The 22136-nt window shown below is 38.2% G+C and carries 16 protein-coding genes; 7 read left to right on the forward strand and 9 right to left on the reverse strand.

Translation table 11 applies throughout. The features are described from left to right. Positions 1 to 101 precede the first annotated feature (101 nt). From K5G00_RS19085 to K5G00_RS19105, 5 genes are all read right to left on the reverse strand, one after another. Positions 102 to 1088 (reverse strand): FecR family protein, encoded by a 987-nt coding sequence (locus K5G00_RS19085; protein ID WP_238767791.1) that lies wholly within the window; start codon positions 1086 to 1088, stop codon positions 102 to 104. Positions 1089 to 1151: 63 nt separating this feature from the next. Continuing rightward, on the reverse strand, positions 1152 to 1730 hold the full coding sequence (locus tag K5G00_RS19090) for an RNA polymerase sigma-70 factor (RefSeq protein WP_238767792.1): 579 nt from the start codon (positions 1728 to 1730) through the stop codon (positions 1152 to 1154). Between the two features lie 177 nt (positions 1731 to 1907). After that, on the reverse strand, positions 1908 to 5246 hold the full coding sequence (locus K5G00_RS19095) for a DUF5107 domain-containing protein (protein ID WP_238767793.1): 3339 nt from the start codon (positions 5244 to 5246) through the stop codon (positions 1908 to 1910). A gap of 38 nt (positions 5247 to 5284) precedes the next feature. Continuing rightward, positions 5285 to 6670 carry a sugar porter family MFS transporter gene (locus tag K5G00_RS19100; protein WP_238767794.1) on the reverse strand — a complete coding sequence of 462 codons (1386 nt, stop codon included), beginning with the start codon at positions 6668 to 6670 and terminating at the stop codon, positions 5285 to 5287. A 339-nt stretch (positions 6671 to 7009) separates the two neighbouring features. Then, entirely contained in the window at positions 7010 to 9841 is a 2832-nt protein-coding gene (locus tag K5G00_RS19105; protein ID WP_238767795.1) for a sugar-binding domain-containing protein, read from the reverse strand. Between the two features lie 536 nt (positions 9842 to 10377). On the opposite strand from K5G00_RS19105, the gene K5G00_RS19110 reads away from it, so the two are divergent. Continuing rightward, positions 10378 to 11283 (forward strand): AraC family transcriptional regulator, encoded by a 906-nt coding sequence (locus K5G00_RS19110; RefSeq protein WP_238767796.1) that lies wholly within the window; start codon positions 10378 to 10380, stop codon positions 11281 to 11283. 215 nt (positions 11284 to 11498) lie between these two features. Here the strand turns inward: K5G00_RS19110 and K5G00_RS19115 are convergent, their stop codons facing one another. After that, complete coding sequence (locus tag K5G00_RS19115) at positions 11499 to 11873, reverse strand: hypothetical protein (RefSeq protein ID WP_238767797.1); 375 nt, start codon at positions 11871 to 11873, stop codon at positions 11499 to 11501. 23 nt (positions 11874 to 11896) lie between these two features. Continuing rightward, complete coding sequence (locus K5G00_RS19120; RefSeq protein ID WP_238767798.1) at positions 11897 to 13969, reverse strand: glycoside hydrolase family 172 protein; 2073 nt, start codon at positions 13967 to 13969, stop codon at positions 11897 to 11899. A 275-nt stretch (positions 13970 to 14244) separates the two neighbouring features. On the opposite strand from K5G00_RS19120, the gene K5G00_RS19125 reads away from it, so the two are divergent. The 3 genes from K5G00_RS19125 (at position 14245) to K5G00_RS19135 (ending at position 17613) form a co-directional block, all read left to right on the forward strand. Beyond that, positions 14245 to 15012: a hypothetical protein gene (locus K5G00_RS19125; protein WP_238767799.1), complete on the forward strand. Its 768-nt coding sequence runs from the start codon at positions 14245 to 14247 to the stop codon at positions 15010 to 15012. A gap of 66 nt (positions 15013 to 15078) precedes the next feature. After that, positions 15079 to 16173 (forward strand): glycoside hydrolase family 53 protein, encoded by a 1095-nt coding sequence (locus K5G00_RS19130; RefSeq protein WP_238767800.1) that lies wholly within the window; start codon positions 15079 to 15081, stop codon positions 16171 to 16173. A gap of 87 nt (positions 16174 to 16260) precedes the next feature. Beyond that, a complete protein-coding gene (locus K5G00_RS19135) occupies positions 16261 to 17613 on the forward strand; it encodes a Gfo/Idh/MocA family protein (protein WP_238767801.1) in 1353 nt (450 codons plus the stop codon). 57 nt (positions 17614 to 17670) lie between these two features. Here the strand turns inward: K5G00_RS19135 and K5G00_RS19140 are convergent, their stop codons facing one another. Both K5G00_RS19140 and K5G00_RS19145 read right to left on the reverse strand, forming a co-directional pair. Beyond that, the gene (locus K5G00_RS19140) at positions 17671 to 19143 is read right to left on the reverse strand and encodes a sulfatase (protein WP_238767802.1); all 1473 of its coding nucleotides are present in this window, start codon (positions 19141 to 19143) and stop codon (positions 17671 to 17673) included. Positions 19144 to 19197: 54 nt separating this feature from the next. Beyond that, positions 19198 to 20073, reverse strand: a complete 876-nt coding sequence (locus K5G00_RS19145; protein ID WP_238767803.1) for a M23 family metallopeptidase — start codon at positions 20071 to 20073, stop codon at positions 19198 to 19200. Between the two features lie 101 nt (positions 20074 to 20174). Between K5G00_RS19145 and K5G00_RS19150 the strand changes: the two genes are divergently transcribed. The 3 genes from K5G00_RS19150 (at position 20175) to K5G00_RS19160 (ending at position 22081) form a co-directional block, all read left to right on the forward strand. Continuing rightward, complete coding sequence (locus K5G00_RS19150) at positions 20175 to 20651, forward strand: DUF4268 domain-containing protein (protein WP_238767804.1); 477 nt, start codon at positions 20175 to 20177, stop codon at positions 20649 to 20651. Between the two features lie 178 nt (positions 20652 to 20829). Beyond that, the gene (locus K5G00_RS19155) at positions 20830 to 21306 is read left to right on the forward strand and encodes a lipocalin family protein (RefSeq protein ID WP_238767805.1); all 477 of its coding nucleotides are present in this window, start codon (positions 20830 to 20832) and stop codon (positions 21304 to 21306) included. 88 nt (positions 21307 to 21394) lie between these two features. Then, entirely contained in the window at positions 21395 to 22081 is a 687-nt protein-coding gene (locus K5G00_RS19160; protein WP_238767806.1) for an OmpA family protein, read from the forward strand. Positions 22082 to 22136 lie beyond the last annotated feature (55 nt).

Raw genomic sequence — 22136 nt, forward strand, 5'->3', positions numbered from 1 at the left:
AGAGAAGCGGAAAGTGCCATTTTCTGCTTCTTTTTTCCTGAGTAGTAAAAACAGGTTAATTCGTTTATTTCATATAAAATAATTAAAATTAGACTTACTTTTTATTTCGGTTTAATAGTAAATACTCTTGTTTTATTATTGAAGCTGTAACTTACCGGAGAGGCTTTACTAATCATCTCCATTACTTCGCTTATGCTTTCCATTTCAATAGTCCCCGTGTACCATATTTGATCAAGTTTAGGATCATTATATTCTATTTTTACATTATACCAGCGTTCCAGTTTCTTTATCAAAGAAGGAAACGGTTCTTTTGAAAAGATAAGTTTTCCTTCTTTCCATGAGGTATAAAACTTGGGCTCAACATCTGCAACGGAAAAGCCCTTAGTTGTTTGTTCAGCCTGTTGTCCGGGACTTAGGGTAACTTCATCTTCTGTATAATACCCTTTTAAGGATACAATTCCTTCTTCCAGAGTTACAACAAAAGAATTGTCATCAGAAAAAGCTTTAACATTAAATGAAGTACCCTTTACTTCCACTTCTCCATATTGAGTTGAAACAATAAAAGGTTGGTTACTTTTTGCCACCTTAAAGTATGCTTCTCCCACAAGTTTCACTGGCCTAATTTTGCCGAAACCCGAGGGAAATGAAAGTGTCGTCCCGGAATTTAACCAAACTATTGAACCATCGGGTAGTGTAATATTTGTTCTTGCTCCGTAAGGACTCGAAACTGTTTGGATATTTTCATTCAGCTTCGCCCGGTTTTTAACACCTTCTAATGAAAAGAAAACTGTGCTGGTAATTAATCCTAAAACCAAGATAGCAGCAATTCTTAGTCCCCAGGAATAGAGCCTTATTTTTCGCTGAAATAAATTACGTTCCTCTACCCGTATAACTTTATTTATATTTTGAAATAATAGCTTATTGGGCTCAATTAAATCTGTGTTTTTTTGCAAACTTTTTTCCCAAAAAGGTTTTATTTCTTTAAATACTGCATTTTCATTTTCTTTATTACCTATAAATTTTGTGATCTTTTGAAATTCATCAGGACGTAAGGTAGAATTAAAATATTTAGCAAATAGATTTTTCATTATTGTGCTTTCGTATTAGTAATACACAACAAAAAGGATGATCCCTGGTGAGAAATAAAAAAATTATAAAAAAAGATAAAAATAAAGTAAAGCTACAACCCCAAGTTCCTTAATTTTTTTCTTTAAAAAACTGATCGATTGAGTAATGTGATATTCAACTGTTTTTGGAGAGATGCCCAGTTTATCTGCAATTTCTTTATGAGTTAAACCTTCCTCCCGACTGAGATTATAAACCTCTTTTTGTCGTTCTGGTAATTCATCAACAATGTTTTTTATTTTTTCTGTCAAGTCATTATATTCCACATCATCAAAAAACCTGTATTCTTCTGCAATTGAGTATTTTTGTATATTATTTTTTATTTTTTCATCATTAAGGCGTCTTCTGATTTCGTTTAGAAGCAGGTTTTTTGTAATAGTAAAAATGTATGCATTAAAAGTAGAAACCGAAGTAATTTTTTTTCGATTTTGCCATACCTTCAAAAAAACTTCCTGAAGAATATCGTCGATACCTGTTTCAATTTTTAAAAATGATTTGGAAAAATGATATAATCTCGGATAGTAATAATTAAACAATACTTCCAACGATGATTCATTACTTTGGGTTAACTCAGTTATTTCCTTGCTCAGATTAAGTTTTCGCACCCCTCAAATGTTAGGTTGTAATGCAAACTTATAAAATTGTTTTAAATTCTAATTTTTAAAAATAAATGAATTTTCCGACAGTTTTAATCTTTGGCGTTTCCATGTGGTGTTAATTGGGATATTTTTCTTTTTGTATACCCTTTATTAGTAATAGTCCAGCAATACCAGTAATAATTATCAATCTCTAAATCCCGCAGAGATACTTTCTAACAAATCTTTTGCCCCCACGTGCATTGAATTTAACAGCAATACTTCTTGTAAATTTTTTACAGCATTTTTATTATCTCCCAATCCAGTTTGTGCGAGCGCTATTAAATATTTTGCGTCAATGGTATTTCTTTTTTGAATATCATCTTCGAATACCAACAACAATGGTAAAGAAGTAGCAAAATAATCTATCTCTGCTTTCTCTTTTAATTTAGCTTCTCCAAATTTTAAAATATCAGCTAATAATTCCCTGGCTTCGTCCTTTTTTCCCAACTCGTCCAGTGCAAGCGCCTTGTAATATGACAATTCAGAATAGACACTCACAGCCATGTCGATAAAATCACCTTCCTCTTTTGTACTTTTAAGAAAGTACGCGTTGGCTTCCTCTTTTTTTCCAATAGTTTTAAATGCCATTCCTTTCCAGTAATTAATGTGTGCTACAGCTTGCAGCGGGTGATATTTTTCACCCAAATTATCAGGAGTGTCCACCGATTTTTGGAAAAATGCAAGAGCAGTTTTGGCATCTCTGTGTTTTAATGCGAGTTGCCCCATTCTTAAACATGCATAGGTAAACTGCCTCAAAACCAGACCTTCCCCCCCTTCCCATGGATGAAAATTCCGATTTTCCAACAAGTGTAACGCATAATTGTAGTCCCCGTTAAAATTATACAAGGCAGCCAATTCTACCGAAAAATCATCGCGGGTTGTTATCTGCTCTTTAATGGGCATCAGATTTTCCAGTCTGTCCTTCGGATCGTCATTTAGTTTTTTTCGTAACTGGTCGAATTCAAAACGAATACGCATATCGTTTGGAGCCAATTCAACCGCTTTAAGGAAAGCTTGTCTTGCTTTTTTCCCATCTTCAAAAGTATTCCAGTAAGCAATACCCAGATTGCGGTACAAAGTGCTATAATTACTATCCGCGTCTGCTGCTTGTTGCCACACATGTATAGCGTCTTCGTGCCTTTTTAAATTGAAAAAATAATTTCCCAATCCAAAAGCAGCCACCTTATTTTCAGGATCGATGCGCAACACCCATTCCAAAACCAGTTGTTCGTAGGTACGCGATGGAAAAACATAATCATAAGAAGCCGATTTCGTATTTTCCAGGATTTCTATCGCTTTTGTGTTATCTCCTTTTAATTCGTATAACCATGCTAAAATAAATTCAGTTATTGTTGCTTTAGCCATTGGATTTGGTACCGCACAATCAGGAATTTCATTTTTGAGATGCAGCTCAGTAATAGCAATTGCTTCCTGATAAAAACCAGCTTCGGCATAATCAAAAGTAATATCGATGACCGTTTGTGCATCATTACGTGATGATTGGATAAAACCGGCGTAGTCTCCTGTTAATGTTGCTAATTCAAATTTTGCCCATTGGTCGAGCGAATCCACTTTCAAAAATTTATCCAATATACTTCGGGCGGCTGCTGTACTTCCCTGATTTTTTAAAATTACAGCTTTTAAAATGTATGCCTTACTATGCTGGCGATTGGTATCTATTGACGCCTCCAGATGTTCCAATGCAGTTTCGTAATCCGATTTCAAACAATCAAGTGTAGCTAATTGATAATAGGCTGCAGAGCGCCACTCGAAGTTCCACGTTGATTTATAAAACAATCCGTATGCTTCTTCTTTTTTATCTTGGAAGGAACACGCCAACCCACAGAAATAATGCGCTTCACCCGATGCAGGATTCGGATGATAGGTGGTCATGATGCCAATAGCAGCCCGAAATTTTTTTTCAGCCTCTGCAAACTTGCCGTTTTTGAGCGCTACCTTACCTAATGCAATATATGATCTGTAACTTTTCGGATCACGTTTAATAGCTTCCCGCCAATACGGTTCCGGATAACGTGTTGGATGGCGATACAACTCCAGGTGTTCTCCGATTAATTCCAACTCGTTGGCGCTGTCAATTTCATTGGGTTGTTCCGGCTCAAATGCAAGTTTTCTGTTTCTTTCTCCCGAAATTTCTCGATGATGGTACGCGATTAATTCTTTTCCTTGTTCATCAAGTACGACAAACGAAATTGAATTTTCCTGACCGGCTTCAATACGGATGGTACTATCTTTCCATGGATTTTCAGGCGAAACTGTCTGTTTTTCAAACGCACTCTTATCTTTTCCTTTAAGCAATATAAACTGAAGGTTTTCAAATTTACGGCTGGCAGCAACGCCCAAATCCAATTTATTGCCCTGCTTTATTTCAAGTCTTACAGCTAAATCCTTGTTTGCATTTTGTACCGGTCCAAGTTTTTTAAAACTCCACCAGTACTGAGAAAAAGTTTTCGTTTCATATGGAAGTAAATATGTAAAATCAGGTTGATTATCGGTATAAACCCCCGCCATTAATTCAAAATAAGGTCCTCCTTCATCCGTTAATTCCCGATCCCATGCACGGCCAAATGCTTCACTTCCCCATGTCCATTGTTTTTTGCCGGGAGAAATGTGGCGGTTAGCAACATGAATAAAACCTCCTTCTGCTTTAAAATCATACCCTCCAAAAAAATCGTATCTGGTATCGCAAACCATATAACTGGTTGGTACCGGAATATTGTCGTAAATCCGTAAATCATTTTTTCCCGCTCTTTCATGATATGGAATACCATAATAGTGGTTTTCAGCATAAGGAAAACTACTCATGGCACGTACAGCGTGATCGGCTACATAATGTACATCAGGTGGAAAAAAGCTCTGGTAGTCTTTATGTACCTCCACAGCTACATTTGTCCACCATAAAAATGTTTGTGTTAACGGCGTACGGTTAAATAAACGTCCACGCAGTTCAATCAATGCGCTACCGGGACGAATACGTATTCCGTGCATTCCTTTTAAGCGATACATTGGGTCGTATTCCGACATCCAGACAGTTTTGGCTCCATCGGCTTCTTCTTCAATATAAACGTCGGCAGGCAAATATGTTCCCGGGCGGTGGTGTTGCGGCCAGTTAAACTCTACACCTCCACTAATCCATGGACCGGCTAAACCAACCAGGGCTGGTTTTATTACCTTTTGCTGGTAAAAAAAGTTATAGTTGTTGTTGGTTTTGTCTTGCGCTTCAAATATTCTGCCACCAATTTCCGGCAGCATTACCAGCCTCACAAATTCGTTTTCAAGAATGGCAGCTTCATAATTCTGGTCTATCTTATAATCATGAACCTTATCAATAAAAGGAACAGGATACACTTTGCCCGAAGATCCCTGATATACTCGTTTTTCAAAAAACACGGGGTTAATTTCTGATTTTCCCAATACGTAAGTAGGAATTACCAGATTTTGTTTATATGCTTTTACTTGCTTCATCTTATTCTCCTAAAAAATATTGAAATCATATTCGTCACTCATTCCAATATTTCTACTTCGATTTCCTCTAAAGATTTACCTTTTGTTTCTGGTAATTGTTTATATATAAATAACAATCCTACAACACAAATAAGACCATACAGCCAGAATGTGCCAGAGGCACCAAAAGCAGAATTTAGTATTGGGAAAGTGTATGTTAAAAGAAAACTTGCGATCCAAAGCGACGCGGTTGCAAAAGACATGGCTGCACCGCGTATACGATTTGGAAATATTTCGGAAAGAACGACCCATGTAACAGGTGCCAAAGACATAGCATAACAGGCAATGCCCAACACAACTAACAGTAATAAAGGCCACCCTGTAACATGAAAATAATATCCGGCTCCAATTAAAGCATAAATACCAGCCAGTCCCGCTGAGCCAATTATCATTAAAACCCTGCGTCCCAGTTTATCAACAGTATAAATTGCAACAAAAGTAAAAACCAGGTTTACGCTTCCGGTAACCACAATATTAAAAAGTGTATCGGAAACGCCATAGCCCGCCGCAGCAAAAACTTCCTGTGCATAATTAAATATTACGTTTATTCCGCACCATTGCTGAAAAGCTGCGATAACAATACCTATTATCAGTATCTTTCTCATGCCTGGTGCTTTTAAAAATTTAAAATTTACCTTCCCTTCATCATGGGCCAAATTTTTGTGAATACTATGATATTCTTTTTGAGCATATTCTTCACCTCCAATTTTTCCAAGAATACTCAGTACCTTGTTTGCATTACCATTCTTTGCCAGCCACCTCGGACTTTCCGGCACAAAAAACATTAAAAGAAAAAACAATCCTGCCGGCAAAGTCTCTGCCCAAAACATCCAGCGCCAAGCCATTTGTCCATTCCACGACGCCAGAATCTCCGCATCGGTTGAGCCTGCAGGAACAGGCTGTGCAATTTGCCAATTGGCAATCTGAGCTAACAGAATGCCAATTACAATAGTTAGCTGATTTAACGAAACAAACTTTCCCCGCATCGATGCTGGTGAAACTTCAGCTATGTACATTGGCGATAAATTGGAAGCTAATCCAATGCCAATTCCACCGAGTATCCTGTAAAAAATAAATGAATTAAAGTTAGAAGTAGCTCCCGTTCCAATGGCCGATAGTGTAAACAAAAAGGCCGAAAATATCAACAACTTTTTTCTTCCCAGCCTGTCGCTAAATGCACCTGAGGTTATAGCTCCAAGCAAACATCCTAGTAATGCACAACTCATTGCCCAGCCCTGCAAAAAAGGACTTTTGCTAATATGAAAGAACTGTTCGTAAAAGGGTTTTGCTCCTCCGATTACTACCCAGTCGTAACCAAACAACAGACCTCCCATGGCCGAAACCATTGAGATAGTGAATATATACTTTACATTGAGCCCATTCATTCTTTTATTTTTATTCTTTTAATAATCGTTTTTTGTTTCCGGGAATCTTTCTTTCATTTATCAGTACCACTTTGTTATCATGAAAATTAGACTGGAAGAAGCCGGAGGGTTCGATGACAGTCTACCGTCGTTATTATCTTCGTATGATACCGAAAATTCTAAAAATCGTGCTTCGCCAGTGCGTTTTTTAAGCCACCTTTTCCTGCCCATTTAGTCAAATAAACAATTACGTTGAGTTTCTTTCAAGTCGTTAAAATATACCAATAAAGTTCTAAAAATATCAATAGGATATCGGAACTCCTTTTACTTGTCACACCAATTATATTTATTTCCAGCTGGTTACTTTATTATATTATTAATTTTATTGCTGGTTACAGAAACCGTTGGATTAAAATCATCTCCTAACATATAATTTTTTAAACTGAAAAGAAGCTGACGTGCTTCTGGTCGGGTTTCCAACTCTGAATGCAAGTCTATTCCCGAGATAAGTAATTTTCCTTTCCCCACTTTTGCTTCAAAAAGCAAAGCCAGCCTCCGGTTGGTCACCCAATCATCGACAATTTGCACAATGGGTTTCAATTCTGTTGGGAATGAATCAAGCTGTATTGCGTCGGCATGACTCATGGCATCCCACCACTGCCAGTTGGAGTGATATTCCGTTGGAAACAGATGTAGTGCCGGATGATCGGGATTACAGAGGATTCCCAGAGTATGTGGTTTTTGTCCTAATGTCCAGGCTGTATTCCAGAAAATACTGGAAAAGCCGACACCTACCTCTCCTCCCATCTCGTGAGTTACTTTTCCCTTTCCCAGATTAAGCAGGACTTTCCCTCCATTTTCCAGGTAATCAATAGTAGAAGTATTTAATTTTTCTACAATTCTAATTGTCTCTGTCTCCTTTGCCTCATTTTCTGGATAGACCCAAATATCCCATGAATTTTCATAGCCCCCGACTTCCACTTTCAAGGTCAGTTTACGCGGCGTATTTTCTCTTTGAAATTCATAGACGACTTTACCCAACAAAATGCCATTACCGACAGGAATATCGCGCTGCTCCAACGTTCCTCTTGCAACGATCTCACTATCCCGGGTAATATGCCAGGAAGGAGTTGCCGCGTTTAACAGATGCTCTCCAAAGTGAGCAACTTCTATTTTTGCAGTCATTGTTTCGCCTTCATTAAAAATACGTTTTTCAAGCCGCGCCAGTGGAACTGTTGTGTTGCAGAATCGGCGGTATTCTTCTGGAGAAATATAACCTTTTTCTTCCCAGAAGGGATCGAGTACCCCCACCAGTGCAGTACCTTGACCGGGGAAATCGTGTAAATCGAGAAGTTGAAATCCGGCAAATCCGGGTGTTCGTAGAGCCGCCTCAATATCTGCTTTATAACAAAGCGCCTGTAACTTTCCGGAGGCCAGAAGAAAACTATCGGCCAGTTGCCCCATATGGTGAGCTTCCAAACTTTCGCGAAAAATCTCAAAATTCTTCGGTTTTAGTACCCCGGAATATTTTTCGATCTCTTTGAAATTGGGATAGACACACCACTGTCCAATTTCGTGACTTACAACTGGTGTTCCGTCTTTGGTAACTTTATCAGACCAATCATAGCTGGTTGTGGGTGCTTCAGAATTGATAATGCTGTTAAGTTCTTCTCCCCAACCCTGAATACGGGGATGTGGAATATCATGATATTGGTTGACTTCTATAGCCGGCCAGCCCGCAGCGCTGGTGTAAACCCGACGATTATCCTCCTCTTTCCAATAACTTACAAAATCTGTTAAAAATTTTATGTGATTCGGACCACCCGGTTCATTCCCGTAAGCCATCATCACAAACGAAGGGTGATTTCCATATTTTTCAACAATTCGTTTACTCTCATCCCAAATATACTGATCGATAGGAAAGCCGCTGCCTAATTGAGTGCTTTCATTGGCCCACGATGAACATTCCACTTGCAGATAAACTCCCATTTCGTCGGCAACTTCGAAGGCAGCTTCCGGCGGACACCACGAGTGAAAACGAACATGATTCAACCCGTGATCTTTTACGGCCGTATAAATTTTCCTCCAGTAATCCGTATCAGTCGACGGATAACCGGTTAAAGGAAAAATGGCACACTCCAGGGTTCCCCGCAAAAAAACAGGCCGGCCGTTAATGGCAAAGCGAGTTCCGTCAACTCCGAATTCACGAAGGCCAAAATCAACAGAAGCCTGGTCGCTTTCTTCTCCCGATTTCAATGCCAAATCAAGCCGGTAAACATTCGGGTTAAATTCGTCCCAAAGCAGGGCGTCATCCCCTAACAAGTAGTTCATAGAAACAATATTTTTCCCAGGCGAAAGTGTAAACTCCGCTTCTTCTGTTTCCAACTTTTTGCCAGAACTTTTCAAGATTGCAAATGCATTTATGTCGACCTTTTGTATCTCGGTAGTTCTATTGTTTACAGTAGCCTTTATTTCTGTTGTTTTTGAAGCTACATCGGGAAAAACCTCAACGTTTTCGATAATAATATTTCCCTTAGCTTCCAGCAAAATATTGCCTACAATCCCATTCCAATTTGATTGAGTATGGTCCGAAATACTGTGGGAATTTTGTCCTGGATCAATTTCTTTTATCCTGTTGTCGATCCGGATGGCTATTGTATTTTCGCCAGTTTTAAAAAAGCCGGAAATATCAAAGACATGTGGCACAGCCAGACTATTTTGCATTTCTACCCATTGACCATTAATCCAAACTTGAGATTCCCAATGTGGACGCTCCAGCTTCAGCTTCGCTGTTTTACCTTCCCACGTATCAGGAATGGTAACTTTTTTAATGTACCATGCGGCTCCTGTGAATTTTTTTTCCGGTTGGAGCCAATATGGAAAACGGATATCATCCTGATCAACATAAGGAGCATAATTCGGATCCTTGATCCAGTCCGGATTTTGCACTCCACCTATCCACTCCGTTTCCAGTGTTATATCGTAGCCTTTGCCGTTTTCAACCATTGAACCGGGTAAGAGAACAGTCTCAGAAAGTTCTTTTTCAAACCAGTGTTCATCTATACCCTGATCTTTAGGGTCCATTCGAAATTGCCATTCACCGGAAAGATCAATTTTTAATAAATCATTCGAAGAACACGACGATAGTATCGTGACAAATAAAATTAGGATAAATAATAATGTTGGTTTCATTAGAAAAATTTAAAAAGTTGCAAAAATAATTTCAAGTTTGTTACCAATAAAAGCCCATAATGACTGCTCCTTGTTATCTGATTAACAAAGTCTGATTCCCAAAGCTCATTCTGAGTCATGCGTGGACTGTTTTCCAATTCTAGTTTAAGAATTGGAGTATACAAATTTCATTATCTAAGTTAAAGTTTATTTATAGACAATTTTTGATTGCACTACAAAGAACAGAATAAAATGCGGTGAGATAAATAGACAATAAAACTATAAATTGGACTATTCTGTTGCTTAATTAAAGTTTTACCAATTTGTGATTTACATTTTTTTTATTCTGAAACTATTTTCTATTTTCGAAGCCTCATAATAATTTTCACAAATAGGTATCTGATTTACAACACTAAAATACAATAAGTGTAGTTTTGTTTAGATAAGATTAAAGTCACATTTGTAGCATTTTTTAATACAACCAAATCTATCAGGTAAAAATAAAGAACAAAATATATAACAATTCTATTTAGTATTAACTGTATATCGTTTAATAAATGAACAGCTCTGTAAAAGAACCAAATGTTGGAAAATCCGATAGTTTTTATGGCGACCGCAGTGTAGTTTTATCGAAGAAACAACTAACGGCTATAAAAAAGAATTCTTTATTTGGGCAACTCTATATTAGCGACATTGGGTTTTATCCAAATGCAAGGAATCATTTCCGCAAAAGAAAAAAAGGAATTAAAGAACATATCCTGATATACTGTATCGACGGAAACGGAGTCATCCATGTCAGGGATAATATTTATGAACTTAATCCTAATACGTTTTTTATAATTAATTCGGATGAAGCACATTCTTACTGGGCGTCAAAGGAAGATCCCTGGTCGATATACTGGCTGCACTTTGGAGGCAAACGCAGCTTGGAATTCAGGCAATATTTTCTTAAAACGATCTCCATTGATCGTTCGATAAACTCGCGTATTAACGATCGGATCAATCTTTTTAATGAAATTCTCACTTCACTTGAATCTGGTTTTTCAAAAAATAATATTGAGTATGCCAATTTGTGCCTGAACAGCCTGCTGGCATCATTCTTTTATTGGGATACTTACAGGGCTGTAAAGGGGATTAAAAGTTCAGACCCTGTAGATAAGTCTATACTCTTTATGCAAAAAAATATTGAACAGGATTTAAAAATAAAAGACATGTCAGCTCATGTTAATCTTTCTGAATCACATTATTCAAAACTATTCAAAAACAAAACCGGTTCATCGCCGCTCGATTATTTTATCAATCTAAAAATGCAGGAAGCCATTCGATTACTAACCAATCGATCAATGAGAATAAAAGAAGTAGCTTATAATTTGGGATACAACGATCCTTGTTATTTTTCCAGGATTTTTTCCAAACATATCGGTGTAAATCCCCGATCATTTTTAAAAACAAGTAAAAGATAGACTAAAAAAAAGCAAAAATTGTTGTTGTTTTTCCAACAAATTAACGATATCATTGAATACGTTGAGGCGATAAAAAAGTGAATTTCCGCGTATAATAGCAACGGCAGCAACCTTCCAAAAGGCACTAAAAATCACCAAAAATATGAATTTAGGATAAATAAAGCATGGAAATCCTATTTTGCAGGCTCCATGCCTTAGCAAATGATTATTTCAAATTATAAAAGTAAAATAAGTAACAATACAATTATTATGGCAGCCCCTGTTGAAATATAAAACCCTCCTCTCTCAGCAGCGGCTGCTTCAGCGGCACTTTGAGCCTCGGAAGCTGAATCGCTTTTTGCAATTGTTTTCAAGTCACGACGAATGGAACGTACCTCTTTTCTTAATTCTTTTTTTTCAACAGAAGTCATCTCTTTAAAATCCATTTTTTTGATTTCGTTTAACCGGTTAACCATTTCGTTAACCTCTGCCATTTCGGAAACTGCTGTTTCTGTTTTGGAATTTTTTGCATCTTCATTTGCCCAGAGTTGCGGTGCTGCTGCCAGCAGAAGGAAAGATGCTGTAAAAAAATAAAAAATAATCTTTTTCATATTATACTTTTTAAAATTAAGAATCATATTTTTTGAAAACGGATAAAATCGATTCCTGCCATATTTCCAGGTTTTGCATTTTTGTCAGCTCCTAAAATCTTTAGCGAAAAAATATTTTCTCCTTCACTTAAAACATGCATTCCTAAATCTATTTCAAAAGGAACAACTTTATCCCGGTTAAAAACATTTATTTTATGGTGTAAAACAACCCCGTTTAAATAAAGTTGAATAATTCCGTAATCAACGGCCTTTGTAAGCTGTATTTTTACTTTATACTTTGCTGTTTCACTGACAATAAATTTTGTTGTTAGTTCAGCCCCTTTTTCTGCGTTTCTCCACCAAAGCTGGCTGTTTCCACTCCATCCATAATCTCCTGTTTGAGCACCAACCTCGCCCGAAGTGATATTTACAATTTCCAGATTTTCACCCTCTATTTTTCCTTCCGAATCAACAATCGGTTTATAGATATCAGAACGTTTCAAGGCGACAGGTATTTTCACACTTTCGATATTGGGCTTAATATTAATTGTAAAGCCGGGTTTTGCGTACCAATATGCCGTCATAGCATAATTAATCCTTGTTTTTACCCAATGCCACAATTCTATGTTTGAGCTTATTTTCTTATTAAAAGGGATAGCATCTAGTGCACGGTATCGCATGTTCACTGTCATTCCGGAATGAAAATTACCTGCACCGGTTGGCTGGGCAATAAACGGATGTGTAAATTTTTCCGGCCGACACCATGCATAGCCATAATAATCCTCTGTTCCCGTTCCTATAAAGGAGGGAAAACTTTCTCCATCAACAAAAATCTTTTCGTCCCCCTCACCCCACCATGCATCTGCTGTATTAAAGATTGTAAGTGCATCTCCGGCATAAACACCTTGTCCGTTTATATCTATGTAATTAACATCAAAATGCCATTCGTGATTTTCAAGTATTGAATCCTTTGCTGTATGAATCCGGTTAAGTTCGTGCCACGACGCCCCAAAATACATACTTTCACGAGTCCAATTGTAATCAGAAATTGTAATTCCGGCCTCAACTTCTACCGACTGTTCTCCATAATTTACAAATCTTACTTCTGCATTTTTCTGAAAAGGCATTATCCAAAACGATACCATTTCTCCGCCACTTTCCACCTGGGAATACCATGTTTTTGAAGAATAAACCTGGTAACCCGTTCCCCAAAAGTCGCCCACCGGAGTCCAAACACTTTGTATTCCGTCAAACGACATTGAGAGTACAGTTGAACGTAAAGCCTGATTAAGATCTTCCGTCTTCAATTTCAGCGTCATCTTTGAAATTGCTTTTCCGTCTTCGCTGACACCAAGTAAAAACTCATCACCTGGCTGGAGAATTTTTGTGTCATTAATCATTTCGCCTTTAACACTATCAGGAATCAATAATTTTTGTGCTGTACCCTCAATCTTATTTTTTGCCCTCGCCAGCACTTTCTTTGAAAAACTTTCTACATCGACATCCTGAGCATATACTCTGTAACAAATGTTGTAGTAAATACTTGGTCTCCAGCGTTCATCCTCGAGCCTCACTGCATCACACTCGTAGGTAATTTTACAATGTTTTGCGTAAGGAATTGGCAGGTATAAATTGTGCCCGCGACGTTCATATTCTGTTTCGGGCGAAACAGAGGCTGCCAAAGGTTCGGGTGCAAGTTGAGTGCCACTTAGAATTTCGAGAACATTCCCTTCCACTTCGGGCATCTCGCTACCATCAATGTATATCCTAAGTATTCCGGCGCTTGCTCCGTCGCCGGCAAAAGTCATCCAATACCGGACAACAGCCCCCGGCCCTTCCGCATCAAACAGAACAAACTCACGGCGTCCATTATTTTCCTCTTCTCGTATAAACTGAGTATAATCAGCATTGGCCCACCAGTTATTATCATCGGGAGATACTGATTTCCGGTCATAACTACTAAACTGTTTTAGCGCGTATTTTTCTTCAGGGAAGCGGGTTAAAACAGTTTTGTCCGTCATTTCATCAAGTAGGGATTCGAGTGTTACAACTTTTGTTTTGCACGAAACCAAAGCAATGGAAATGAGAGTTCCAAGCAAAAATACCGTTCGGTTCATTTTTTTAAGTTTTCCTGATTAGTTTTAAAGATACAAAAATTGACTCACAATTTCAGTCGGATTCCAGCGCCAGATAATAATGCAGCAAAACCAGTCAACAGTATGGCCCGTGTAATTGGATGTAAAATGGCTAACTCAGAACTATCACCGGTAGTAGTGGCGACAAATAACAAATAGTTTGTGAAGTAAAAAATGAATATCAATCACCGAACTCTACCAAAAACCCCATTGACTAACATGCTTTTTTTCAGTAACTTTAATATAAAATAGCAGCCATGGAAAAATATTATTATTTAGTTTTAACCCCGGAATCATTGATTGCGTCGCATCTTGCACCGTTTGATTTTGGGAATTACTTGTCGGTTGGAACACAAAAACGTATTCACGGTCAAAACATTTTCTTTGAAGTAAATCCTGAAAAAATGAAGGATTTGCCATTTGAGTACCTCAACAAACAATTAATTCCATATCCAAACGGAGAACCTAAACGTTCAGTATTTGCAAGTATATACAGAGCATTGGAAAGAACTCCGCTCGCAGCGCTAAAAAATCTCTACCTCTCTACTGACGACGGCAAAGTACTTGAGCTTTATTCATCGGATTATGAAGAAATTGAATCGGATGAGATTCATCTTTATCAGCAATTTAATCCGATAACGACAAGAGTAGCCAGCAAACTCCTCCCAAATGAGTTTATTGGTTTCCTCACCGACACAAATAAACCTGTTTCTACTCCCAAAATATTTTTTGTTGAATTGCTTTTAAATGAATTGGCCATTGATCCTCACGCATCGTTGGATAATCTACCTTATCCAAATCCGGATCATCTTCGTGAATGTTTGGTAAAATTGAATGAAACCAAAAGCAAATTAACAAAAACCGTATTACGTTTTATGCAGGGAGATCTGAATTACAGAACCATAAAAAGTGGATTTTTTGTAGGGGAAAAAGAACGATATCTTTATTTCCCTTTTCCGAAGGTTAGAGAGTTGGAGTCAAAGTATTACAGTTGGTGGCGTTCTGCACTCACAAGACATTTCTAGAGAATAAGATTTAAATATAAAGACCGGAAAAACCGGTCTTTTTTTTATATTTCAGAAAAATTCCGCATGAAAACGACTCAATTCATCTTTTTAGCCCTCTTCTTTTTCACGTCATTTAGCACGTCAAATTTTCTGCATGACAGAAAAAAACAAACACCCGAAATCGGGGGAGATTTTTCAATTATGAAAAAAATGGAAGATTATGGTGGTACATATAAAATAAATGGAAAAGAAAAAGAAGGATTCCGGATTTTTCGCGAAAACGGTTACACATGGGCTCGTCTTCGTTTGTTTCATTCGCCCAACCATCGGGGACCTGTTTGTAATGATTTAACATATACAATACAACTGGCACAAAAGGCAAAAAATTATGGCTTTAAGATCTTGTTGAATTTTCATTACTCGGATACATGGGCCGACCCCAGCCATCAGATTGTTCCTGCTATCTGGAAAGATCTTAACCTCCAAACGTTGTCTGACAGTGTTTACAGTTATACAAAAATGGTGGTTGAAAAGATGGATAAGGAGGGTGTTTTACCTGATATGATTCAGATAGGAAACGAAATAAACAATGGGATGATGTGGCCGGCAGGAAAATTATGGAATGATGACAGTTCAGCAAATTGGGATGCTTTTACACAACTCTTAAAAGCAGGTATTAAAGGGGCGAAGGAAGCAAAAAACGGAAAAAATATTCCAATACTTATTCATGCAGCAACCGGAGGAAGCCTTAAAGAGTCAGATACTTTTTACAAAAATATTATCCGGAGGGGAGTTGAATTTGAATTTATTGGATTAAGTTACTATCCGTGGTGGCATGGAACATTTGAACAACTTGAAGAGAACCTCAAATTTTTATCTGCCAATTACAAACAGGATTTGGTTTTAGTGGAAACAGCGTATTATTCAAATGGATTTTACCCCAAACCTGCAGAATGGGTTTTGGACGTCCAACCTTTCCCTCCAACAGAACAGGGACAATATGATTTTATGGTAAAACTGCTCGATATTTTAAAGAAATACCCTAAAATGAAAGCGGTTTACTACTGGAAACCGGACGGACTGGACATACCAGAATCTAAATCTCCTTACCTTGGGCGCAGTTTGTTTGATCGGGAAGGAAATGCCTTCAAAGGAATTGAAGCCTGGATATCAAAATAGTTTCAAAAATATATTTTCAAAAAAAATACTGCAATATTCGGGGAATCATTTATAATTTAGCAGCAACAACAAACCAACTTATATATTATGAAGAATTTTTCAAGAAGAAGCTTTTTAAAAACGACTTCAGTAGTAACAACAGGTGCAGTTTTTATTCCAAACATGATCGGCTGTTCTCCTTCTCAAAAAATTAATATCGCAGTAATTGGCGTTGGAGGCCGGGGAAAAGCCAACTGGAGCGAATGTATGAATGAAAATGTTGTTGCTTTGTGTGATGTGGACGAAAACCGCGCAGCCGAAGGGTTCAGTACCTTTCCAAATGCAAAACGGTACAACGATTTTAGAAAGATGTTTGACGAAATGGCATCTGAAATAGACGCTGTATTGGTTTCAACTCCGGACCATATGCACTTTGCAGCGGCGATGGCAGCCATGCAACTGGGAAAGCATGTTTATGTGGAAAAGCCTCTGGCGCACAATGTGTGGCAGTTGCGTACCCTAAAAAAAGCAGCCCATGAATACAATGTGATAACCCAAATGGGAAACCAGGGGCATGCAACTGATGGTATAAGAAGAGTGAAAGAATGGGTCGATGCTGGTATAACCGGTGATGTAACTGAAATACTCGCATGGTTCAACGGACCTGAGTTTGGCGAAGACAAATATTTTAACAAACCTTCTCAATTTCCACCGCTTGAAGAACCAATTCCGGAAGGCTTACATTGGGATCTTTGGATTGGAGGTGCAGAAAAGAGACCTTATAACCATGTTTACGCGCCAAAAACGTGGAGAGGATTTTATGATTTTGGAAATGGTGAACTGGGCGATTGGGCGTGTCATACACTCGATGCACCTTTCTGGTCGCTTAATCTGGGAATGCCAACTGCAACTGAAGCTATCTTTAACAGTGGGGCACCACAAGGTTTTCTGCCAGATAAATCAATTATAAAATTTGAGTTTCCTGCCCGTGGAAGTAAACCGCCGGTTACTTTAACCTGGTACGAAGGTGGGCTAAAACCGGAAATCAGGCCGGAATGGAACCTGAGTGAGCTTCCTGATTCGGGAATGTTTATGCTGGGTAAAAAACAAAATATTATGACAGGCGGAAGACCCAACAATGCTCAGCTAATGATGTCGAAAGATGAATGGGAAGACTGGAAGACAAACAAAATGCCTGAACCCACAATACCGAGAATTGATGGCGGACCGCAGAAAGAATTCCTGGATGCTATAAAAGGAAACGGACCAATGCCTGGCTCCAACTTTGACTACGCTCCGGATTTAACAGAAATGGCCTTGATTGGCGTTCTGGCGCAACGATTTAACACGCGAATAGAATACGACGCTGAAAACATGAAAGTAACCAATCATCCTGAACTCGACGTTTATATCAAAGAACCCGTGAGGTCTGGTTGGGAATATGGGGAAGATCTCTGGTAACAAAAGATTTTTTTAAATAATCAAAGAAGCTGCTTAATTTTTATTTACGCAGCTTTTTTATTGCCTGTCGGGATGAATACCCCATTCAAACCTTTTTTCTTTATCGAAATTTGGATTTGGAACAGGAAATTCAGCATGCACTGTCTCTTGCCAGTTCTCCAGAAGAGATTTCAACTCCTGGGTTTTCTCCGGATATAATTCGGATAAATCCATCGACTCGCTGATATTGGCTTTTAAATTGTATAAACTTAGCTTCCCTGACACAAAATTCTGTACCAGCTTCCAGTCTCCTTTTCGCACAGCTCCGGCAGGTTCGTCATGGTGATAAACGGGGTAATGCCAAAAAACAGCACGTTCAGGATCAAACTTATTTTTGAGCAAGGCTGAAAGCAGGGAAACTCCATCCAGCTTTTGTTCAGGCTTTTCAATTCCAGCCAATTCCAAAAATGTGGGATAAAAATCGACGCTCGAAACAATGGCTTCACTTACAACGCCTGATTCAATTTTTCCGGGCCATTTCACTATCAACGGTTCCCTTATACCACCTTCGTAAACCGTACCTTTTTCTGCCCGAAGTGGTGCATTTGAAGTAGCAACATATTTCAAGGGGCTATTTGTATATGTTTCAAGACTTCCCTCTGCAAGTAAGGGAATACGATCAAAACGGCCAATTAATCCTCCGTTATCAGAATAAAAAATTACAATGGTATTATCATCCAAACCCAACTCTGACAACTTTTGTGTAACACGTCCCACACTTCTGTCCACATGCTCAATCATCGAAGCATAAACCGCATTTCCCGGGTAAGTGTCCGTTTTATCCTTTTGCAGGTATTTCTCAATCAAATCTTTATCCGCATCCAATTGAACATGAACATCGTAATGCGCCAAAAATAAAAAGAACGGATTTTGCTGATTTTGTTCAATAAAATCAACACCCAAATCTGTCAAAACTTCGCTTAAACGTTTTTCATTTTTCGATTGTAAAGGCGGAATAAATCTGGGTGAATAAAAGCCACCTCCTGTATATACATGATATTCTTCGTACCCTTGTGCTCCGGGAAGCTGTTCTTCTTCATATCCCAGATGCCACTTGCCAAAATATCCGGTTTTATACCCTGCTTTTTGCACCGATTCAGCCAACGTAACAATATCGGGAGGCAAAAACTGTGTTCGGTTTTTGGGAACAATAACCTCTTCGTATGGGCGCCAGTGACCGGTAATAAAATCAATTACTCCTACCCTGGCAGGGTATTGCCCGCTTTGAATACTTGCGCGCGTTGGAGAACAAACCGGACAAGCTGCATATGCGTTGGTAAAGCGCATTCCCGCCTCAGCAAGTTTGTCGATATTCGGAGCTTCATTAAATGTATTTCCATAACAAGGCAAATCAGCCCACCCCAAATCATCGGCCAAAATAAAAACAATATTGGGTAATCTTTCCGGATTGGAATTACCGGCAAACAGTACATTGCTGATCAGAAAAAGCGAAATAAAAAAAATTATAATTAGTTGGCTCAGTTTACACATGGTTTACTCTTCAGGTTTATATTAAATCCAAAAATAGTTGAATTCCTGCAAAACTTACTTCAGAAACTTTCTTTTTTCCTTTTTATCCATTTCAATGCCCCTGATTTCAATGGGATGAATAACGGTGAACTCACTTTCAGAAAGAATTAAATCGGTCTTGTTTTCAGAAAGAACAAATTGGGGAACGATAAAAGTTAAGCCGTTTGATTGTAGCTTTTCGTGATAAATCAGAAATATCAGTTCTTTCGCCCCCGGGGAAACTAGCCCAAGCAATTGACCTGCAAAAATCTTATCACCTACTTTCCATTTCTTTTCAGGAACGGCAACATTTCGGTAGCAGGCCAGTGTGCCATCGTTTTGCAAAACGGTAACCGCATATTTCCATCCGTTATAATTTACGGCAACATCTGCATTGCGCGATGCACTTGAAATTTCAGTAATAATTCCATTCCTGGCCGCAAAAACCTTATCGCCCGACTTGGCCTTAAAACCAGTTGCGGTCCAGGATTTTGGAACTTTCATCCCCATAAAACCATTAATATCCTCAACCAAAACAGACTGCACCTTTTTGCCTGGTTCAAAAGGAATTAAGTATGAAAAATCAAGCTGAACATCAGCCACAGGATTTGATCGATAATATTTTATTTCGTGATGAAACCGAATGCTCCCTTCTCCCCCCAAATTTCGTTCAAGTGTAAAAAGGGCATTAAATCCAGGCTCAACCTCTTTCACAATCGGCAAAGTTTCGCGGTAATAAGTATTTTCCAAATCACCTAAAATAAGGTGTACAAAAAGAGGCGCTTTTGTGTTGTTATACGCCACAAAATCTACATCTCCAACAGCGTTGTAATCAGCTCTTACTTCAACAGGCTGAGCAACTGAAAAATAAACTAAAATATTGAATAAAAAAAGAAAGGTTCCTTTTTGCATATTAAACGATTTTTTTCGAAGAAAACAAAATTTCATGTTAAAATCAACAGGATTCTCAAAATCAGTTTGGCTTCCATCCGTTTTTTTAATTTATTTTGAATATGTATTCGATTGAAGAGGCAAAAAAATTACGACTCGATTTCTGGGAAAAATTTGGAAAACGTTGTGAGATTCATCCGCGCTTAAAGGGGAAGCAAAAAAAGTGGTTGTTACACCGCACAAAAATAAAGGGTGTTGCTTTACGTTTTGAAATCGGCCGGAAAGATGCTAAAGTTATACTTGAACTGGGCCATCGTAGCGAAGACAAACGTTTGCAGGCTTACGAAATTTTAGAACGCTACAAGACCATCATTGAAAATGGTTTTGAAAAAGGATTGACTTGGGAATTTTACCATCAGCGGGAAGACAGCGGGCAGGAAATTTGCCGTATATATGTCCTGCTGGAAAATGTTGATTTGCACCGTCAAAACCAGTGGCCCGATATTTTTAATTTTTTTATAGAAAATATGTTACTGCTGGAAGAAAATTTTCTGGCTGTAAGTGATATTTTGAAAGAAGAATTAAATCAAGAACGGTGACCGCTTACAGTTTTGAAAGAAAGGTCAAATTATCATATGCTTTAATAAATTTATCTACCTGCATATATAAATTTCGGATATCTTTGTCATCAGAAATGTATTTTGGCTATTTCAATGTAGCTTCCGTTTGTTAACGAAATAACCAAAGCAAAAAATTAATAATCAAGATATTTACAGAATGAAACGAAACTTATTTTTTCTATGTCTTTCTCTTTTATTTGTGGCGTGCAGTACAACAAAACAAGTAAGAACAGCACAGAAAGGACTTAAAGGAGACTGGACTTTGTCTTCAGTCACGACTGACAAGGGCAATATTGTTTCTATTAAAACTTTGTTTAATCAAGCATCTCCCGATTGTTTCGAAGGCAGTAGCTGGAGTTTTGTAAGCAATAACAATTCCGGAACTTATAACTTTGAGGGAGCAAATTGCGACAATTCAACGCATTCAATCAAATGGTTTATGGAAGAAAATGATGATGAAGTTTTCTTTCTCTGGAAATTTATTCCGGAAGGTATGAAACCTAAAGATGTAACCGCAGGTTATAAACTGAAATTACTCTCAGAATCAGAGACAGAATTTGTTCTGGCACAGGATGCTTCATTTGAAGGAAACATGATGACAATTTATTATCAATTTGTCAAAAGCCAATACTAAACATATAACACGGGTATGATATCGGTAATAAAAAAACTTTATATAAAATGATTAACAGGAATTACAAAAAAAATTAAAATATAAGCGAATGAAAAATATAACAATTTTGATTCTCAGTCTTTTTATTTCAGGCATTTTTTTGAATGGTTGTAAAACCATACAAAATGCGAACAGTTCACAGAAAGGAGCTGGAATAGGAGTTGCCGCAGGTGCTGCGTTGGGAGCATTAATAGGCGGAAAAGACAACAGAGCTGCAGGAGCACTGATTGGCGCAGCAGTTGGCGGTGGAGCCGGAGCGGTAATCGGTCGTCAAATGGATAAACAGGCAGAAGAAATCGAAACCGTTATGCCGGGAGCAGAAGTTGTGCGCAGTGAGGAAGGAATCCAATTAATATTAGATGAAAATGCCGATGTGCGTTTTGAATTTAACAGCTCTGATTTAACAAACGCAGCTCAGACCAACCTCGACAAACTGGTTGATATTTTCAACAAATATCAGGACACCGATATTTTGGTAATCGGGCATACCGACAGCGATGGAAGTGAAACTTATAATCAAACATTGTCGGAAAAAAGAGCGGCTTCGGTTCTTAGCTTTTTAACATCGAATGGGATAGTCAATTCTCGCCTAAGATCTGTCGGAATGGGTGAATCGGAGCCAAGGGCGTCAAACGATACAAAAGAAGGAAAGGCGCAAAACCGGAGAGTGGAGTTTACCATTACTGCAAATGAGGATATGATTAACGCTGCAAAAGAAGAGGCTGGTGAGAAATAAAACAACTGGGTTAGCACAACAAGAGATAGCCGGATAAAAAAGAGAATAGTGAGTG

It is taken from the genome of Maribellus maritimus, from assembly GCF_022267315.1.
In the GTDB taxonomy this organism is placed as follows: Bacteria; Bacteroidota; Bacteroidia; order Bacteroidales; family Prolixibacteraceae; genus Draconibacterium; species Draconibacterium maritimum.

What these genes read in the sequence shown, in the direction of transcription:
- K5G00_RS19085 (WP_238767791.1), bottom strand. Translation starts at nt 1,088, where the DNA reads ATGAAAAATCTATTTGCTAAATATTTTAATTCTACCTTACGTCCTGAT.
- K5G00_RS19095 (WP_238767793.1), bottom strand. Translation starts at nt 5,246, where the DNA reads ATGAAGCAAGTAAAAGCATATAAACAAAATCTGGTAATTCCTACTTAC.
- K5G00_RS19100 (WP_238767794.1), bottom strand. Translation starts at nt 6,670, where the DNA reads ATGAATGGGCTCAATGTAAAGTATATATTCACTATCTCAATGGTTTCG.
- K5G00_RS19105 (WP_238767795.1), bottom strand. Translation starts at nt 9,841, where the DNA reads ATGAAACCAACATTATTATTTATCCTAATTTTATTTGTCACGATACTA.
- K5G00_RS19110 (WP_238767796.1), top strand. Translation starts at nt 10,378, where the DNA reads ATGAACAGCTCTGTAAAAGAACCAAATGTTGGAAAATCCGATAGTTTT.
- K5G00_RS19115 (WP_238767797.1), bottom strand. Translation starts at nt 11,873, where the DNA reads ATGAAAAAGATTATTTTTTATTTTTTTACAGCATCTTTCCTTCTGCTG.
- K5G00_RS19120 (WP_238767798.1), bottom strand. Translation starts at nt 13,969, where the DNA reads ATGAACCGAACGGTATTTTTGCTTGGAACTCTCATTTCCATTGCTTTG.
- K5G00_RS19125 (WP_238767799.1), top strand. Translation starts at nt 14,245, where the DNA reads ATGGAAAAATATTATTATTTAGTTTTAACCCCGGAATCATTGATTGCG.
- K5G00_RS19130 (WP_238767800.1), top strand. Translation starts at nt 15,079, where the DNA reads ATGAAAACGACTCAATTCATCTTTTTAGCCCTCTTCTTTTTCACGTCA.
- K5G00_RS19135 (WP_238767801.1), top strand. Translation starts at nt 16,261, where the DNA reads ATGAAGAATTTTTCAAGAAGAAGCTTTTTAAAAACGACTTCAGTAGTA.
- K5G00_RS19140 (WP_238767802.1), bottom strand. Translation starts at nt 19,143, where the DNA reads ATGTGTAAACTGAGCCAACTAATTATAATTTTTTTTATTTCGCTTTTT.
- K5G00_RS19145 (WP_238767803.1), bottom strand. Translation starts at nt 20,073, where the DNA reads ATGCAAAAAGGAACCTTTCTTTTTTTATTCAATATTTTAGTTTATTTT.
- K5G00_RS19150 (WP_238767804.1), top strand. Translation starts at nt 20,175, where the DNA reads ATGTATTCGATTGAAGAGGCAAAAAAATTACGACTCGATTTCTGGGAA.
- K5G00_RS19155 (WP_238767805.1), top strand. Translation starts at nt 20,830, where the DNA reads ATGAAACGAAACTTATTTTTTCTATGTCTTTCTCTTTTATTTGTGGCG.
- K5G00_RS19160 (WP_238767806.1), top strand. Translation starts at nt 21,395, where the DNA reads ATGAAAAATATAACAATTTTGATTCTCAGTCTTTTTATTTCAGGCATT.